Raw genomic sequence first — 18,631 nt, forward strand, 5'->3', positions numbered from 1 at the left:
GCCGGACGCGGCAACCGGACACCGGCCCTCGCCCGGCCCCGCGCCCCCCTGCGCGCGCCCCCACGCCGCCGCGCCGCGCCCCGCGCTTCCCCCCACAGCATCCCCGCACGTCCGAACGGCACCGCGCGACCCGCGAAGCCGCCCGTACGACCGCCGGACACGACCGTGACCGGCACCGGAAACCGACCCGACAACCTCAGGGATCGCCCATGCTTCCCCTCTCCTCCTCGCAGGAGATCGTCTGGCTGCACGAGCAGATGCAGCCCGGCAGCCGCGCCTACAACTTCACCGCCTCACTGGACCTGTGGGGCACCCTCGACCCCGAGGCCCTGCGCCGCGGACTCGCCGCCACCCTGGCACGCCATGCCGGCCTGCGGCTCGAACTCGTCGCCCCCACCGGTTGCGTACCGCAGCAGCGGGTCGCGGAGCACTGCTCGCCGAGGCTGCACACCGTCGACCTCAGCACGACGGACGACCCCGAGGCGGCGTTCGCCCGCCTCCTGCGCACCGAGGCCGAGACACCGCTCGACACCTTCGAGGCACCGCTGATCCGCTGGACGCTCGTACGGCTGGCCGAGCGCCACCACCGGCTGATCCACGTCGAGCACCACCTCATCCACGACGGTCACTCCTTCGCGATCCTGCTCGACGACGTCTTCCGCGTCTACCGCGCCCACGTCCTCGGCGAGACCCTGGAGCTCCCGGCCGCCTCCTCGTACGCGGACCACGTGCAGGAACGGGCCCAGGCCGCCTACGCCCCCGAATCGCTCGACTTCTGGCGGGCCGAACTGCGCGACCAGCCGCACGACCTGCCGCTGCCCGGCGTGACGCGCCCCGGCGCCCGCCGCAGGCACCACGGCGGCCAGCTGCGCCAGACCATCGGCGCCGATCTCGCCGAACGCCTGCGCGGACACGCCCGTACCCGCGGCCTCACCCCCTTCTCCACGCTCCTCGGGCTGTTCGCGGAACTCCTGCGCCGACACAGCGGCCGCTCCCGCATGGTCATCGGCACCGCCGTCGGCAACCGACCCCTCGGCTACGAGGACGCCGTGGGCATGTTCGTCAACACCATCCCGCTGCCGCTCACCCTGGACGCCGCCGTCCCCGCCCAGGACACCATGGACGAGGTCACCGACACCCTCATCCGGGCCCTGCCGCACCAGGACGTACCGGTCCAGGAACTGACCCGAGCCCTCGGCATGCACACCTCCGGCGCCGACAACCCGCTGTTCTCCGTCATGTTCAGCGCCCACGACGCGCCCCTGCCCGAGATCGACGTACCCGGCCTCGACATCACCCTCTTCGAGGGCTTCAACACCGGCACCACCCGCTTCGACCTCGACGTGGTCCTGCTCCCGGACGACCGGCGCGGCGTCACCCCGCGCCACGGCGCGCCCGGCATGACCCTCGTCTGGGACTACGACGCGGACCTCTTCGGCGAGGACGTCGCCCGGTTGCTCTCCGGCCGCTTCCTGGACCTGCTGCGCGCCTACCTCCACAGCCCCGAGACCCCGCTGGCCGATCTCGATCCGGCCGCCACGGAGCCGGCCGCCGAGCCCGTACCCGTCCCGGCCGGCCGCGATCCACTGGATCCCGTGGCCGCACACCACCCGTCGCTGCCGGCCCTGCTGTGCGGCGCCCGCCGTCTGACCTACGGCGAACTCGACGCCCGCGTGGCCTCGCTCGCCGAGCGCCTGAAGGCCGCCGGTGTCACCCCCGGCCGGCCGGTGGCCGTGGTCCTGCCCCGCGGGACCGAATCCGTCGTCGCCCTGCTCGCCTGCCTGCGCACCGGCGCCGTCTACTGCCCGCTGTCCCCGTCCGATCCGCCGGCCCGGCTCGGCCTGCTGCTGGAACGGCTCGCGCCGGCGCTCGTCCTCACCGGCGACGGCGCCCCGACCCTGCCGGACGCACTGCCGACCGCCCGGATCGACGCCCCGGTACTGCCCCCGGCGCGCGACGGCGCCGTACTTCCCGGCACCGCGTACGTCATCCACACCTCCGGCTCCACCGGCACCCCCAAGCCGGTCGCTGTCGGCCCCGCCGCCCTGGTGCACCACATGACGGCGGCCGCCGACCGGTTCGGCCTCATCACCTCGGACCGGGTCCTGATGTTCGCCCAGCCGTCCTTCGACGTGGCGCTGGAGGAAGTGCTGCCCACCCTGTACGCAGGCGCCTGCCTGGTGCTGCCCCAGCACGAGGTGCCCACCGGCGCCGAGCTCACCGAACTGCTCGCCGCGGCCCGGGTCACCGTCGCCAACCTGCCCACCAGCTACTTCCTCGCCACCCGCGAGGATTTGCGTCCCGCCCTGCGTGACGAGCGCTGGACGCCCCGGCTCCTGGTCCTCGGCGGCGAGCGCCTTCCCGTGGAGGCACTGCGCGGCATCCTCGCCGACACCGACGCCACCGTCCTCAACGCTTACGGCGTCACGGAGGCGGCCATCACCTCGACCGTCCACGAGATCTCCCGCGACGCCCTCGTCGAGGGCGCCGAGATCCCCCTGGGCACCGAACTCCCGGGCGAGCGGATCCACGTACTCGACGCCCACCACCGCCCGCTGCAGACCGGCGCGGTCGGCGAACTCGCCGTCGCCGGACCCGGCCTCGCCGAGGGCTACGCGGGCAACGAGGAGGTGACCGCGGCCCGGTTCGTCACCGTCGACGCGCTCGACGGGCAGCGCGTCTACCTCACCGGCGACCTCGGCTACCGCGGTCTGGACGGCCTGCTGTACTTCCTCGGGCGGCGCGACAATCAGATCAAACTGCGCGGTCACCGCATCGAACTGGAGGAGATCGAGGCCGCGGCGTCCGCGGTGCTGGGCGGCCGGTCCTGCGCCGTCGTACTGGACCGGCAAGGCCCCGGCGGCCCGAGGCTCGTCGGCTTCCTCGAAGACGGGCCCGACGGCGAGGACTTCGACGAGAAGGCGCTCCACGCCGAGCTGGGCCGCCGCCTGCCCGGCCCCCTCGTGCCCGCCCGCTGGGCCCCGCTCGAAAGCATGCCGACCCTCCCCGGCGGCAAGCCCGACCGTACGGCGCTGTCCCGCCGGGCGGCGGAGCTGGACACCGGCGACACCGGCGACACCGGCGACGCGGGTGATGCGGGTGACACCGCCGAGTCCGAGGCTGAGGCCGGAGCCGGCTCGGAGGGCTCGCCCGCGGCCACCGCCGCGTCCGACGACCCGATGACGGCGCTGCTCACGGAGGGCTGGAGCAAGGTCCTCGGCCACAGCCGGATAAACGCCCGTTCCCACTTCTTCCACAGTGGGGGCCATTCCCTGCTGGCCGCCGAGCTGGCCGCCTGGCTGGAGCCCCGGCTGGGCGCGCGCCCGCCGCTGCGGGTGCTCTTCCGCAACCCCGTCCTCGCCGACCAGGCCGAGGCCCTCTCCGCCACCGCCCTTTCCACGGAGTCGTGATGACCCAGTCCCCGACCGCCGCTGCCGCACTCCTCGCCACGCCCCTCGACGTCGGCACTGTGCCGAGCGTCGCCCACGGGCCCCGCGCCGAACCGACCGGCGTACTCGACCGCTTCGATGACTGGGCCCGGCTCGCCCCGCAGGCCCCGGCCGTGATCGACAGCGCCCGCATCTGGACGTACCAGGACCTCGACGAGGCGGCCGAGCGGGTCGCCGCCGCCCTGGGCGACCGCGTCCGGCCCGGCGACCTGGTGGGCGTCTGCCTCGACCGCTCGGCTGCCCTGGTGGTGACCGCCGTGGCGCTCGCCCGGATCGGCGCCGTCTACCTGCCGCTCGGCCCCCGCCCCGGCGAACGCCGTACCCAGGCCGTCACCGAGGACCTCGACGTCGCCTGCCTCATCGGCGACCCCGGGGTCCTGCCCGAGGGGCACCGCGGCGGGGAGCACCTCCCGCTGCCGCTGCCCACCGCCGGTGTCAACGCCCCCGCCGCCGTCGTCGCGGCCTTCACCCAGTGCGCCCGCGGCACCCGGCGCGCTCCCGAGAACGCCCTGTACGCCGTCCTGACCTCCGGTTCCACCGGCCGCCCCAAGGCGGTCGCCGTTGCCGAGACCTCCCTCTCCGTCGCCCTCGACTGGTACCGGGCCGAGACCGGTCTCGCACCGGGTGACCGCCAGTCCCTGCTGATCGGCGTCGCGTTCGACCCGCACCTGCTGGAACTGTGGGCCGCCCTGACCTCGGGAGCCGCCCTCGTCCCGGCGCCGGACGACACCCGCTGGGACTCGCACGTACTCACCGACTGGTGGCGTGAGCGCGCCCTCACGCACGTCGTCGCGGCCACCCCGACCGTCGAACCGCTCCTGGACCGGCCCTGGCCGCAGGACCTGAAGCTCCGCCACCTCGTCGTCGGCGGCGACCGCATGCGCCGCCGACCCGGCACCGATGTCACCGCCACGGTCCACAACGCCTACGGCCCCGCGGAAGCCACCGTCGTCACCACCACCCACACCATGCGCAACACCGACCCGGGCGCCGGCGAGCAGGCCCCTCCGCCCATCGGCACCGCGCTGCCGGGCGTCACCCTCGTCGTCACGGACGACGACGGCCGCCCCGTCCCCCGCGGGCAGGACGGTGAACTGCGCGTCGGCGGCCACTGCCTGGCCCTCGGCTACCTCGACCCCGAACTCACCGCGCGCCGGTTCACCGCACCCCCGCAGGAGCCGGAGCTGGCCTCGGTCGACCGCCTCTACCGCACCGGCGACCGGGTACGGATGAACGCCGACGGCAGCCTGGACTTCCTCGGACGCCTCGACGACCAGGTGAAGATCAGCGGCGTGCGCATCGAACCCGCCGAGGTGGAAGCCGCCTTCGAACACGACCCGCGGGTACGCAGCGCCGTCGTCACCGTGCTGCGCGACAGCTCCGGCCACGGCCGTCTCGTCGCACACCTTCGGCTCGCCGACGGCGCCGAACCGGTCACCGGGGAGCTCCTCGACGCGGTCCGTGCCTGGCTCCCCGAGCAGGCCGTCCCCGGCACCGTACGGATCGTCGACGGCTTCCCGCTCGACGCCAACGGCAAGGTGGACCGGCCCGCCCTGGCGGCCGCCGTCCCGGCGCCCGTGGCGCCCGGGACCACCACCGAGGACGAGCACGCCGACACCGGGGCCACCGCCACCGCCACCGCCACCGCCACCGAACGGCTCGTGCTGGCGACCGTACGCGACCTCCTGGGCCGCCCCGGCACCGGCCTCGGCGACAACTTCACCGACGCCGGCGGCACCTCCATCATCGCCGCACGGCTGCTGGCAACCGTCGAACGCGAGACGGGAATACGCCTGCGCGCTCCCGAGCTGCTGCGCAGCACCGACCTGCGCGCCTTCGCCGCCCTCCTCGACCAGCGCCGGACCCCGCAGCCGGCAGGAGCCTGACATGACACTCACCATCCCGAAGCCTGCCGAGCCGCAGCCCGCCGGTCCGCAGCCCGCCGGTCCGCAGCCCACCGATCCGGCGAAGGGCACCGCCCTGCCCGCACTCGTCGCGCGGCACGCCGCACGCACCCCCGACGCCCTCGCCGTCGTGGACGGCGACACCACCCTCACCTACGGCGGCCTCCTCCAGGCCGGCCACGCCCTCGCGGCACGACTGCGCCGGCACGACGTGACCCGCGGCGACCGGGTGGCGCTGCTGACGGCCCGTTCGTCCCGCACGGTCGTGGCCCAGCTCGGCCTGTGGCTGGCCGGAGCCGTGTGCGTACCGCTCGACCCCGCCCAGCCCCGGCCGCGTACCGAGGCGATGATCGCCGACGCGGAAGTGACGCTCACCGTCGGCGACGCGAAACTGCTGGATGCTGCCGCACTCCCCGGCCCCGTCCTCGCCCTGCCCGAGGAGCCGCTCACGCACGGCCTGCCGGCCGACGAGTCCGACCCGGACAGCCCGGCGTTCATCATGTTCACCTCCGGCTCGACAGGCCGCCCCAAGGGCGTCCTGGTGCCGCACCGTGCCATCGCCGAGCTGGTCACGGCACCCGACTACGTCACCCTCACCGGCCGCGACCGCGTCCTGTTCCACTCGCCCATGACCTTCGACGCCTCGACGTTCGAAGTCTGGGCCGCGCTCGCCAACGGCGCCGCGGTCGTCGTCTGCACCGAGCAGCGGCCCACCCTGGAGGACCTCGCCCGGCACGTCGAGCGGCACGGCGTGACGGTGGCGTTCTTCACCACGGCCCTCTTCCACCAGCTCGCCGCGCGCCGCTCCCGCGTCTTCGCCCAGCTCCGCTCGGTCGTCGTGGGCGGCGAGGCGCTGGCCGCCGCCCAGGCCCGCGAGGTCCTCAACGCCTTCCCCTGGCTGGAACTCGTCAACGGTTACGGGCCGACCGAGACGACCACCTTCGCCACCGCCCACCGGGTCACCGAGCAGGACTGCGCGGGGCCGATCCCCATCGGCAGGCCCATCTGCGGGGCCACAGCGCACGTCCTGGACGCCGACGGCCACCCCGTGGCCGACGGGGACCGGGGCGAGCTGTGGATCGGCGGCAGCAGGCTCGCCCATGGCTACACGGGCCTGCCCGAACTCACCGCCGAACGGTTCGTCGAACACCCCGCCGCCGGTCGGCGGCTCTACCGCACGGGCGACATCGTCTCCCTCCGCCCCGACGGCATCCTGCAGTTCCACGGCCGCAACGACGACCAGGTGAAGGTCCGCGGCTTCCGCATCGAACCCGCCGAGGTCGAGCACGCCCTGCGCGAGCAGCCGGACGTGGACGACGCCGCCGTCACCGTCGACGGCGCCGGCACCCCCGAAGCGCGCCTCGTCGCGTTCGTCGTCGCCGCGCCCGGCCCCGTACCTCCCGGCACGGCGCTGCGCGAACGGCTCACCGCGGTCCTGCCCGCCCACCTCGTCCCCGACGTGGTCACCGTGCTGGACCGGCTTCCCCTCACCCCGGCCGGCAAGGTCGACCGGCGCGCGCTCACCGCTCGCGCACACGCCGCCGAAAGCCGGCCCACCGGCGAGCCGGTGCAGCGCATGACACCGCTGGAGCAGGCCGTCGCCGAGGTGTGGAGCCGGGCCCTGGGCACCGAGGTGACGCACGCCGACGCCGAGTTCCTCCTCATCGGCGGCCATTCGCTCCTCGCCCTCGTCGTCACCGAGGACCTGCGCGAGGAACTCGGCGTGGAGATCTCCCTCGCCGACTTCTTCGCCGCGCCGACCGTCGCCGCACAGGCCGCGCTGGTCGAAAGCGCCCTCCTGGCCGCCCACGCGGACCTCCACCCCGACACCCAGGAGCACAGCGATGTCCACTGACGCCGACTCCGCGTCCCTCGACCGCCGACAGCAACTCCAGCAGGAACTGCTGCGCCGGGCCCGCGCCGGTACCGCCCGTGCCACGACGACCGCCGAACCCGCCACCGGCGCGAGCACCGGCCGGGAAGACCGCGCACCGCAGTCCGAGTGCGTTCCCCTCTCCCGCGCGCAGCGCCGTATGTGGCTGATGGAGCGGCTCGGAGGCACGGGCGACTCGTACCACGTACCGTTCGCCACACGGGTGCGCGGCCCGTTCGACGTCGCCGCGTTCGCCACCGCCCTCACCTCCCTGGTGGCCCGGCACGCCATCCTGCGCACCCGCTACACCGAGCACGACGGCGAGCCCTGCCAGGAGGTGCTCCCGACCCCGCGGACGGTCCCCGTGCGCGTCGTCGACACCGACGAGGCGCAGGCCCGGGAGCTGCTGCGGCGCGAGACGGCCCGGCCGTTCGACCTCGCGGCCGGCGACGCCGTACGGGCGCTCGTCCTGCGCCACGGACCGACGGATCACACCCTGCTGCTGACCTTCCACCACATCGCCGTGGACGGCGCCTCGTTGGAGACCTTGGCCGCCGAACTCGCCGACCTCTACACGGCGGCCACCGGCGACACGCCCCGGCACACCCTCACCGCAGCGCCGCAGTACGCCGACCACGCGCGCCGCGAGCACGACGGCCTGTCCGGCCTCGAGGAGGAACTGGAGCGCTGGAGCGAGCTGCTGGCCGACGCCGAACCTCCGCGCCTGCCCCGGCCGGCGGCGCCCGCGCCGCACACCGCCGGGCGCCCGGCGGCCGTACGCACCGTGCCCCTCACACCCACCGTGCCCGACGCCCTGCGGACACTGGGCGCACAGCGGCAGGCCACGCTCTTCACGGTGTCGCTCACCGCGGCCTTCGCCGCACTGCACCGCCTCACCGGCGACGACGACCTCGTCATCGGCGTGGCGGGCACCCACCGCAGCGGAACGGCCATGCGCGGCCTGGTCGGCCTCTGCGTCAACACCCTGCCCGTACGGGTGGACCTCTCCGGCGCCCCGTCCTTCACCCGGCTGCTGCGCCGCGTGGGTGACGCGCTCCTCGAAGCCCAGCAGCACCGGCACATCCCCTTCGACCTCGTCCTGGAACGCCTCGGCGCCGGGGCGCGCGGCGCCGACGGCACCGCACTGGTCCGCGTCACCTCCGACGTCCTCGGCGAGCCGACGGTGCTGCGGCTGCCGGGTACGTCGGCCGAGTACGTCGACCTCCCCTCCGACGGCACGAAGTTCAGCCTCTCCTACGCCTTGGACCTGGGCGACCCGGCACGGCCCCGGGCCCTTGTGCAGTACGACGCCCACGCCCTGGACGACACCGCGGCGGAGGCGGCCGTACGGGACTACGCGGCCCTGCTCCACGCGGTGGCCGCCGACCCGGAACTCGCCCTGGGCACGCTGCCTCCGGCCGGGCCGAACGACACCTCCCCGGGCCAGAGTCCCCCGGCCCGTGACCGTCACCCGGCCGCGGAGGCCCTCTGCGCCCACCCGATGGTCGCCGACGCCACGGTGGTCCAGCCCGAGCAGGGGCCGGCCGTGGCCTACGCCGTCCTGAAGGACAGCGCCGGCCCGTCCGGCCACGAACTCCTCGGTCTGCTGCGCCGCACGCTGGCACCGGAGGCCGTACCCGCGGCGGTCACCCTGCTCGACGCTCTGCCGCGCACGGCCGCCGGGCCGGCGGACCACGCCCGGCTGCCCGGGCGGCCCTCGACGCCCGACGCCCCGTCCGGCGCACGGGCCCAGGCGGTCACGGAAGGGTTCGCCGCAGTGCTCGGCCTCCGCCCTTCGCCGGACGAGGACTTCTTCGCCCTCGGCGGTCACTCCCTCAAGGCCGTACAGCTCGCCGAACGGCTGCGCACGGACCTCGGACTGCCCCTCACGGGCCTCGACGTACTCCAGGCCCGCACCCCGCGGGCGCTGACCGCGCTCCTCGACGAACGGGCGGCACGGCAGAGCGCCGCGAAAGCCGCGAGCCGGCCCGCCCCTCGCTCCCGGGACGTCCGCCCCGGCACCGTGCTGGTCACCGGCGCGACGGGCGGCGTCGGCGCGTTCGTGGTGCGTGAACTCGCCGCGCGGGGACGCCCCGTGCTGGCGCTGGCCCGGCCCGAGTCCGCCCACCTGATCGCCACCGCCGGCGTCGACGTGATCGAGGGCGACCTCACCGACCTGGCCGGGCTGCGGGAGGCCGTCACGCAGGCGGACGCGGTCGTCCACGCCGCCTGCACCTTCACCCGGCACGACGTGGACCTGGCGGCGATGGAGACGATGGTCGACGCGTGGCGGCGCGGCCCCTTCGTCTTCGTCAGCAGCGTCGACGCCTACGGGCATCCCGCGACGGCCCGGGTCGCCGAGGAGTCGGCGCCCCGCGAGCCCGTCAGCCCGTACGGAAAGGCCAAACTCGACTGCGAGGCCTTCCTGCTGCGCGCAGCCGGGACCGAAGGGCGCGGCGGCGCCAGCTCCGTACGGTCACCGATCGTCTGGGGCGCCCACGACCGGCTCCGCGAACAGCTGCGCTGGGGCGCACTCGGCACGCTCTACCAGGCCGCCGAGCAGGGCCGGCCTATCGAACTGCCCCGCCCCGGTACCGGCGGGCACGCCTGGTACGGAACCGCCTGGGTGCACGCGGCGGCCCTGGCCCGCGCGGTGGCCGAATGCCTGGACCGGCCCGTGCACGGAGTCGCCAACGCGTGCAGCGGCCACGTCTCCTGGCACGACCTCGCCCACGACCTCACGGAACTGCTCGGCACCCGAGCGGACCTCCGCGAGACCGACGCGGTACCGCAGGACCTCGACCACCGCTGGCACTACGACAGCACACGCCTGGCCCGCCCCCTGCGTCCCCGGCCGCGCGAGGACCGTCGCACCGTCCTGGCAGAGATGATCACCGCCACGACACCGGCCCACGCCTGACAACCGCCTGCGCCCCGGAGCAGCCCCGACGCACTCCGGGCGCAGGCGCGGCCGCAGCACCGCCCTGCCCAGAGGATCCGGCGACCTGGCACGGGGAGGGAACCGGCGGCCCGACCCTGCGCCAGTGCGCGGCCTCCTCCTCGTCGCGCAGCTGCTGCTCATACCATTCGAGCTCGGGCTCGCCAAGGCCGGGCCGCTTCGTCCTGCCGGCTCCGTTCCTCGGCCAAAGGCGCGGAACGGCAGAACGTTCCTCGAGATGGTCACCGAACCCGGAGCCGTCGTTCCTGTCCGCCTGTTCGCCTCGGGACTCGAACCGCGCATGCCGCAGCATCGCGGACACCGGCGTGTGAGGCGACCGGGCTCGATCGGGATCCGCCCGGTCTTCGGCCGCGCCACGCCCGCGGCGCGACCGTCATGTCACACCTGCTTGGGTTCGTCCCTGCTCTCCTTGGCCAGGTTCGAGTTCCGGTACGAGTACCCGAAGTAGATCACCAGGCCGATCAGGAGCCACACCGCGAACCGGAACCAGGTCTGCCACGCGAGGAAGGTAGTCAGCCAGAGCGAGAACACGACACCGATCCCCGGCACGAACGGCACCCCGGGGCAGCGGAACTTCCGCGGCAGGTCCGGCTGCCGGTAACGCAGCACGATCACAGCGATACACACCACGACGAACGCCAGGAGAATGCCGATGTTCGTCAGCTCCGCGGCCTCGCCGATCGGCAGGAACCCGGCGATCAGCGCGGAGCCCACCCCGACGATCCACGTCACCCGCACCGGCACATGCCGCGTCGGGTGCGTCTTCGCGAACCAGCGCGGCAATAGCCCGTCGCGGCTCATCGAGAACCACACCCGGGTCACACCCAGCATGAACGTGAACATCACGGTGAGGATGCCGATGATCGCGCCGACCGCGATGACGTTTGCGAGCCCGGGCAGCCCGACCGACTCGAAGGCCGTGGAGAAGCCGCTCTCCGGGTCGATCTCCGTGTAGTTCTGCATACCCGTCAGTACCAGACAGGCCAGCACGTACAGCACCATCGAGATCGCCAGCGAATAGATGATCGCCTTCGGCATGTGGCTCTGCGCGTCCTTGGACTCCTCGGCCGCCGTCGACATGGCGTCGTACCCGAACACCGCGAAGAAGACGGTCGCCGCGCCCGTGAACGCCCCGCCGATGCCGTACGGAAAGAACGGATCGTAGTTGGAGGTGTCGATGTGGAAGAAGCCGACCACGATCACCAGCAGGACGACCAGGACCTTCAGCACCACGACGACCGTCTCGAACCGGGCTGCGTTCTTGATCCCGAGGGTGAGCAGATACGCGGTGAACAAGCACAGGATCATCGCGAAGAGATCGACCTGGTGCCCCTCACCGGTGCCCGGCGCGCCCAGCATCCACGCGGGCAGATCCACCCCCAGAGCCCCCAGGAGGAAGCCGAAGTAGCCTGAGATCCCGATGGCGACCACCGCCACGATCGCCGTGTACTCCAGCAGCAGGTCCCAGCCGATGAACCAGCCCGCCAGCTCTCCGAGAACGGCATAGCCGTAGGTGTAGGCCGAACCCGCTTTCGGAATGAGGCCCGCGAACTCGGCGTACGAGAAGGCCGCGGCCGCGCTCGCCACGCCGGCGATGAGGAACGAGATGAGCACCGCGGGCCCCGCCGTGCCGTTGGCGACCGCGCCGGCGAGGGCGAAGATCCCGGCACCGATGATGCCGCCGACACCAATGGCGGTCAGCTGCCACAAGCCGAGTGTTCTGACGAGCCGCTCGCTCGCAGCGCCTTCTTCGATCTGTTCGATGGGCTTGCGGCGCAGTACGCCCTGTCCCATCCGGAGCCCTGCCATGAGTCACCTCTTCGGGTACTGCGGATCGGCTGATGGCGGCTCATAATGACCCAGGCCAGACGGTGGCGAAAGACGACATGCGGTGTCATCGGGGTCTACGGTGCGGGAGCGGGACGAAACCACCCCCACGGCCCGGTTCGGACCCTCATGTGTGCCAGGACGTTGCGCAGCAACCCGGTCGCGATTTCCCCGTCCTGTGAGCCGCCGCCGGGGAATCCGGGTACGAGCGACGCGCACGGCGAGGGCGCTTCGGCCATGACCGAACGAGGTGAGGACGGGCAGTTCGGCGGGCTTCCCGCCCGTGCCGCTCAGCGGAACGACCGGGCGCCCCGATGCTGGAACAGCGTCTGCTGACGGGTTTCGCCAGCAGTAGGTGATCAATAGGGTGACGGTGGAGTTCCCTGGCATGGAGGACCGTGACGAGCCCAGCTCTGGGATCCGACACCGACATGAGACGGATCAAACCCGGACACGGCGTGAGACAGGTTGAAAACCACAGGTCGCAGCAGCGGCACGTGACACGAGCCGCGAGACCCTACAGGTCATGCTGTCCGCTCGGCGCGTCAAGCGAGTCGAGGTCTACCGGTGCAGCCCATCGCTTCGACCTGAGTCGCAGCGGCCCTGAGTCGTCGCGCAAAGCCCTACCAGTCTCGGACGGATTCGCAGCCCTCGGTCAAGCCCTTGCCGACCCAGGCCAGGTCGGCTCCCGACCCGGCGCCGGCCTCGGTGACGATGGCGTCGAGTGCGTCGTAGAGCTCTTCGCGCTCAACGGACTCGATGAAGCCGGCGCGCTCGTCGAGCTCGTTGAAAGCTTCGCCGAACTGTTCTCCGAGCTGGACAAGCCTGGGTGTCAGGACGTCTACCGAATGCCCCGACGCCAGCACAGCCAGCACCGCGCGCCGCGTCGCTTTGTACTGCGCCAACGCCTTCTTGTAGATCGCGGCACTGATCTGCTCGCGGCCGTCCCAGTCCCGGAGCGGATTGTTCAGGTTCTCGGCGAGCCACTCGGGCTTCCGAGGCTTGGCAACCCTGAGGTAGACGCCCTGAGGCTCCTCGGGCCGCCAGAGCCTCTTCATCGCCGTCGCATACTCCGCGGGGACACTGACCAGTTCCAACGACTCCAGTGCCGGAACACGCCGCGGCAAGAGGCAGTCCGCCTCGACCATCCCGAAGACGCCGGAGAGCATGAGGTGCTTCAGCGAAGTCAACTCATTGAGGCTCGATGCCGACGTCAAGGTCACCGGCCCGACGAGCGTAAGGCCGGTCAGCGCCGGATACCGCTCGACGAGCCGCGCACAGTCCAGCGATTCCACAGCCCGAACCGTCAGCCGACGCGTCTCCTCGTCAGGATCTGCGGGCCCGGCAAGAGGGTCGTGCAATTCGGCGCCGGTGACGTTCTTCGCCCACGGATCAGACCACTTCGACTCGTCGCCCTGCTGCCGCCGCCGCTCCAGGGCTAGATCGAGCCCCCTGCCCCACCCGAACGCGTAGCTGTTCGACGGCCCCTCGTGCAGGAGCGGCAGTGTCCCGATGACCTTGTAGCTCCGAGGGAGCACCCACTCGTAGTGGCAATGCGCCAGCTGCCCCGTGAAAGAACCCCGCGTGCGCGAAAGAGGCACGACTTCGCCGAGCTCCGCGACCGACATCGGCTCTGGGCCGGACCAGTCGAGGTGCAGGACGCCCGCGAGCTGGTGGTCCGGGTCCAGATTGGTGATCTGCGCCGCTGTCCACTCGCCGAGATACTCGGAGAACCCTGCGACGACATCCCCTGGGACGATGCGTCTGGGAGGTGTTGGTTTCTTGAGGGTAGCCACGCCCCGCAGACTATTCGGCACCACCGACACAGCTACTGCCAACGCCGACGTGCGTGCTCCACCGCGGAAGACCACAGCCGCAGTGGAGGTGACCTCAGCGATGCTTGCGGCGACAGCGGAGCAAGGGCAATGACCCGGAACGTTCACTGGCTTCGGGCACGCTCGGCCTGCTCGCCCACGCCGGCTGCAGGGCCCGGCCGGGCCCTGTTCCGGTCGCGGTCGTCTGCCTGAGAGGACCCCACGGCAGCCGTGGCCCCGACCGCGCACCGCACTCGGCCTTTCACAGCCTTCGACAGTGCGAATCGTTCCTGCGGTGAATGTCTGCGGCTGTGTGGGTGAGCGCAGCCCGCTGTGTCTCCGGCGCAGGCGAGGATGCCGGTAGAAGACGGGGGTCGTTCCGTCGTCCTGAGGGGTGTTCGTGATGAGCCGAGGCTTGATCGTCGTGGATGTGCAAAAGGACTTCTGCGAAGGAGGCAGTGTTCCCGTCGCGGGAGGCGCGCAGATCGCCACCGCGATCGCCGAGCTGGTGGAGCAGGGCGCGGATGGTGACTACCAGTACGTCGTGGCCACCCGCGACCACCACATCGACCCGGGTGGCCACTTCTCCTCGACCCCGGACTTCAAGGACAGCTTCCCCGTCCACTGCGTCGCCGGAGACGAAGGCGGAGAATTCCACCCGAACTTCGCCCCTACCGCCGCCGGCGGCAAGGTCCACGCGATCTTCTTCAAGGGCGCCCACAGCGCGTCCAAGAGCGGCTTCGAAGGTGCGGACACCGAAGGCACCTCCCTCGCGGACTGGCTGCGTGCACGCGGGGTGCGGGATGTGGACGTGGTGGGCATCGCAACCGACCACTGCGTGCGTGCCACCGCGCTGGACGCTGCCGCGGCTGGATTCGGAACCCGGGTACGCCTGGACTACACGGTCGGTGTCGCCCCCGACACCATTGCCTCCACTCTGGACGACTTCCGCGAGGCAGGCATCAAGGTGTCCGGCAAGGCACCGGCGCCGAGGTAGCCCAGCAGGCAGGACAACGCCCTCGCCCTGGCGGTCCACACTCACGGAACCAGTTCTGCGAGGGCTCGTTGGACTGGCGGGTGCACGCCCCTGCCCGGGGTGCCTCGATCCTTTGGGGCGGGGCGCCCGAGGCTGGCGTCTTCCATGATCGGCCCGCGCCGTGCCTGGGAGAGGCAGCGGAGCTCTTTCCGGCTCCATTCCGGCTCAATTCCGCCTGGTGTGGGCCGGGGCCGGGGGCCGGGGGCGGCGATAGCCGTGCCGATATGGCATGCCCGGGTGAGGCCCTGTGCCCAGAACGTTCAGGCCAGAAGTACCGCCGAGCCGCAGTAATCTGACGACGCGCCGGTCGACTGAGCGTGCGAGGACACGGGCAGTGGGCATGTTCTGTCCCGCCGGGACGCTCAGGGTTGGTGGAAGGGTACCTTCGAGTGCAATGTGGCGGGCGATGCCGAGAATTTGCTGTTACGTCAGTTCCTCGGGATCGGGGACGAGAAGATCACACACGCCGCTGGCGCGCGTGTGCCGGTGACGGTCTCGTCCTCGGGCGCGCTGGAGGCGCGTCCGGAGAGTGCGGCGCGGGCGGCGGCGTAGGCGTTGATGGGGTCCGACTTGCCACTGCGGCGCCGTTCGGCACGGTCGGGGCGGTTGACCTCGACCACGCTCAGGCCCTCGGCGCGGGCTGCGCGGGTGAACCCGGTTCCGTAGGACGCGGTGCCCTCCACGCCGATCGCCACCACGCCCCCGTGGGCCCCCAGAACGCGATAGCGGTCGTGTATCCGGCGGTGGTGGTGGGAACTCGGCATCGGAGAGGTGCCCGCCGTCGTCGGTGACGACCGCGACATGAATGGTGTCGGTATGGGAGTCCACACCGCCGAACACCCACTGGTCGACCGTGCTCACCGTGTCCGCTGCTGTCATGCTGGAGGCGCCTTCTCAACCGGAGGGGGCACTGGCCAGGTGGGGCGGACGGACAGGACATTGAGGGGGCTTTTGACCAAGCTCCTCTCAGGTCATGTTCCACTCTGGCCGGAGCCATGAGAAGAACGGGCCCCGGCAGCCGGACGGTACAGCCCGAAGACAGTCCAGCAGGGCGCCAGTCAGTGGCAGAGCCACGACCACAGGAACCCGCGTACGAGTATCAATGTCAGAGGCTGTCTGTAGCATCCGTGGCCAGGTTGGTGACCCGTCCACCCGCAGCGGGGAGGGACGGGGTCGTGAACGGGCTGCGAGGAGCGTGTGGCGATGGCGAACGGTAACAGGGCCGTCGGGCCGACGCTGGACTCCGACGACGAAGCCGCGCTGTTGCGGCCGTTGGCGTTCGCCGAAGGCGCGGGTCTGCCCCTTGCCCTGTGGGCGGTCCTGGCACGTGCCCTGTCGGGTCACCCGTGGACGGCTCAGGGCGTGAGCGCGTTCCGGGACCGGTCGGGTGAACTCCTGGTCGAGACGCAGACACCCGAGGGTGTGGCCTACCGATTGCGTGCCCGGGGAGCTCGGTCGGGCGAGCGGCAGACGCAACGGGCGGTCACGAGCGCGTTGCTGGCCGAGGTGCCCCTTGACGAGGACAGCGGGCACCGCGACTGGCCGGCTGCCGCACCGTACATCGTCGACCATCTCGCCGCCCACGCCGCCGCGGCCGGCGCCCTGGACGAGATACTCGAGGACGCCGAGTACCTGGTGCACGCGGCCCCGCGGGGGCTGCTCCGCGCGCTCAACATCCCGGGCTCGTCCCAGGGGACGGTGCGGCGGAGTATTTACCGGGCATCCGTCCACGTCCATGCCACCGCGAGCCTGCCCGAAAGGCGGGACATCCTCGCCGTCGACGCCGCGCGCCACGGTGAGACCGGCCTCGCCCGGGAGCTGTCTCGCGGCCGCCCGTGGCGGCCGCGCTGGGCGACCGGCACGATGGTTCATCCAGCGCTGCGCTTCACCAAGACGGGACTGGGCGTGGACGCCGCCGCGTGCACCGTCATCGACGGGCGTGCCCACGCGGTGACCGGCTGCTACGACGCGAACGTCCGCGTGTGGGACCTGGTCGACGGAACCGAACGCCTTGTCATCACCGAGGACGACGGGGTCTACGCACTGGACTGCGTCGAGATCGACGGGCGTCCCCATGTCGTCACAGGAACCTGCTCCGGCAGCCTACGGGTGTGGGATCTGGATACCGGGGCCGAGCGGTTCGCCCTCGGAGGTCACAAGGGCTGGATACACGCGGTGGGCTGCACGGTGATCGACGGCCGGCCGCACGCCGTCACTGCGGGAGAGGACTGCCTGGTCCGGCTGTGGGACCTGGTCGACGGGTCGGAACGTGCGCGGATGCCCGGCCACACCGAGGAAGTACGAGCGGTGGCGTTCGCCGAGGTCGCCGGCCGCCCCGTGGCCGTGACCGGGGGCTATGACAACACGGTGAGGCTGTGGGACCTGGAGGAGGGCGTCGAGCAGGCCGTGCTCACCGGTCACACGTCGGCCGTCTACTCGGTGGCCTGCACGGTGATCGACGGCATCCCCCACGCCATCACCGGGAGCGGCGGGGAGCACGCGGCACGGGTCTGGTGCCTGACCGACGGCTCGCAGCGCGCTGTGCTGGACGGGCACACCTCGTGGACAGCTGCTGTGAGCTGCTTCGACCTCGGCGGACGCCCCCACGTGTTGACCGCCGGTGGTGACTGCACGGTGCACGTGTGGGATCTGACCGAGGGCACCGAGCGCGCCGTCCTGACCGGACACCAGGGCTATGTGGACGCGCTGGCCAGCACGGAGATCGACGGGCGCCCGTACGCTGTGAGCGGCGGCCATTCCGCGCCCCCGCGAGTATGGGACCTGGGTGACGCCGCACTGCCCGCGGGACACAACGGCCACACCGGGACCGTGCAGGCCGTGGACACCGTGGAGATCGACGGCCGTCCGCACGTCGTCACCGGAGGCGACACCACAATACGGGTCTGGGACCTGGCCGATGGGACGGAACGAGGCACCCTGGCCCACGGGCACCGTGTGGAGGCGCTGTCGTGCACAACGGTCCACGACAGCCCCTACGCTGCCGTCGGAGGCTGCTGCGGCGTCGCCCGGGTCTGGGACCTCGCCGCAGGGGCCGGGCTTCGGGACCTTCGCGGACCCGACCGCCGGGTGGAGACCGTGGCGTGGGCGGATGTCAACGGCCGTCCCTGCGTGGTCACCTCCGACCAGGACCGCACCATACGCGTGTGGGATCTGGACGAGGAGGTGGAGCACCCGCTCCACAGCGACCGCACCAGGTCGGCGGTGCGGGCCATGGAGCCCGTCACCGTCGACGGCCGCCCCCACCTCCTCACGGGCAGCGATGACGCCGCACTGCGGCTGTGGAGGCTCACGGAGAAGGGCCGACGCGTCACCGCCACCGTCCACACAGGGCACCACTGGATACGGGCACTCGCCGGCACCGTCCTGGAGGGCCGCCCCCACGCGCTGACCGTGGGCGGGAACGACACCGCAGTGCAAGTGTGGGATCTGACGGACGGCACCCAGCGGTCCACCCTTGCGGGACACCCGTCAGCAGTTCTCGCGGTGGCCTGCACCACGCGGGACGACCGTACCGACGCCATCACCTTGGACGGCAGCGGTACGGTCCACGTGTGGGATCTCGCGCCGGCCCGGCTCCGGGAGAAGGTCGCGCTGCCGACAAGGGCCCAGTGCATGACCGCCGTCGGCCAACGCCTCGTCATCGGCATGGGCGACGACGTGGTTGTACTCGACCGCAATCGCTGAGGTATGTGCACGGCCGGATCGGTCCGATGCACGCCACCGGCACCGACGGCAGCACTCGGACGCT

General features: G+C 72.1%; 9 protein-coding genes and 1 pseudogene. 7 read left to right on the plus strand and 3 right to left on the minus strand.

Going from position 1 to position 18,631, the window contains the following annotated elements; genetic code table 11:
- The first annotated feature begins 209 nt into the window (after positions 1 to 209).
- Genes ACWGIF_RS12025 through ACWGIF_RS12040 form a run of 4 tightly spaced genes read left to right on the plus strand, consistent with a single transcriptional unit; the run spans position 210 to position 10,146 of the window.
- Positions 210 to 3,410, plus strand: a complete 3,201-nt coding sequence (locus tag ACWGIF_RS12025) for a non-ribosomal peptide synthetase (RefSeq protein ID WP_453494854.1) — start codon at positions 210 to 212, stop codon at positions 3,408 to 3,410.
- The gene (locus tag ACWGIF_RS12030; RefSeq protein ID WP_453494857.1) at positions 3,410 to 5,335 is read left to right on the plus strand and encodes a non-ribosomal peptide synthetase; all 1,926 of its coding nucleotides are present in this window, start codon (positions 3,410 to 3,412) and stop codon (positions 5,333 to 5,335) included. Before ACWGIF_RS12025 ends, ACWGIF_RS12030 begins: the two co-directional genes overlap by 1 nt.
- 1 nt (position 5,336) lies before the next feature.
- Complete coding sequence (locus tag ACWGIF_RS12035) at positions 5,337 to 7,208, plus strand: non-ribosomal peptide synthetase (protein WP_453494860.1); 1,872 nt, start codon at positions 5,337 to 5,339, stop codon at positions 7,206 to 7,208.
- Positions 7,198 to 10,146, plus strand: a complete 2,949-nt coding sequence (locus tag ACWGIF_RS12040) for a condensation domain-containing protein (protein ID WP_453494863.1) — start codon at positions 7,198 to 7,200, stop codon at positions 10,144 to 10,146. The genes ACWGIF_RS12035 and ACWGIF_RS12040 overlap by 11 nt, the downstream gene beginning before the upstream one ends.
- A 417-nt stretch (positions 10,147 to 10,563) precedes the next feature.
- On the opposite strand, the gene ACWGIF_RS12045 is transcribed toward ACWGIF_RS12040, so the two are convergent.
- A complete protein-coding gene (locus ACWGIF_RS12045; protein WP_453494866.1) occupies positions 10,564 to 11,994 on the minus strand; it encodes an amino acid permease in 1,431 nt (476 codons plus the stop codon).
- Between the two features lie 641 nt (positions 11,995 to 12,635).
- Entirely contained in the window at positions 12,636 to 13,808 is a 1,173-nt protein-coding gene (locus ACWGIF_RS12050; RefSeq protein WP_453494869.1) for a hypothetical protein, read from the minus strand.
- 421 nt (positions 13,809 to 14,229) lie between these two features.
- On the opposite strand from ACWGIF_RS12050, the gene ACWGIF_RS12055 reads away from it, so the two are divergent.
- Together ACWGIF_RS12055 and ACWGIF_RS12060 are read left to right on the plus strand one after the other, a co-directional pair.
- Complete coding sequence (locus ACWGIF_RS12055) at positions 14,230 to 14,823, plus strand: isochorismatase family protein (RefSeq protein WP_453494872.1); 594 nt, start codon at positions 14,230 to 14,232, stop codon at positions 14,821 to 14,823.
- A 378-nt stretch (positions 14,824 to 15,201) separates the two neighbouring features.
- Positions 15,202 to 15,333 (plus strand): annotated as a pseudogene (locus ACWGIF_RS12060) (hypothetical protein); the annotation flags it as partial.
- On the opposite strand, the gene ACWGIF_RS12065 reads toward ACWGIF_RS12060, so the two are convergent.
- Positions 15,291 to 15,626, minus strand: coding sequence for a hypothetical protein (locus ACWGIF_RS12065; protein WP_453494875.1), 336 nt, complete (start codon positions 15,624 to 15,626; stop codon positions 15,291 to 15,293). The pseudogene ACWGIF_RS12060 and the gene ACWGIF_RS12065 sit on opposite strands and share 43 nt — an antisense overlap.
- 439 nt (positions 15,627 to 16,065) lie before the next feature.
- Between ACWGIF_RS12065 and ACWGIF_RS12070 the strand changes: the two genes are divergently transcribed.
- A complete protein-coding gene (locus ACWGIF_RS12070; RefSeq protein WP_453494878.1) occupies positions 16,066 to 18,567 on the plus strand; it encodes a WD40 repeat domain-containing protein in 2,502 nt (833 codons plus the stop codon).
- The last annotated feature ends 64 nt before the right edge of the window (positions 18,568 to 18,631 follow it).

Source organism: Streptomyces sp. NPDC054849, from assembly GCF_053610945.1.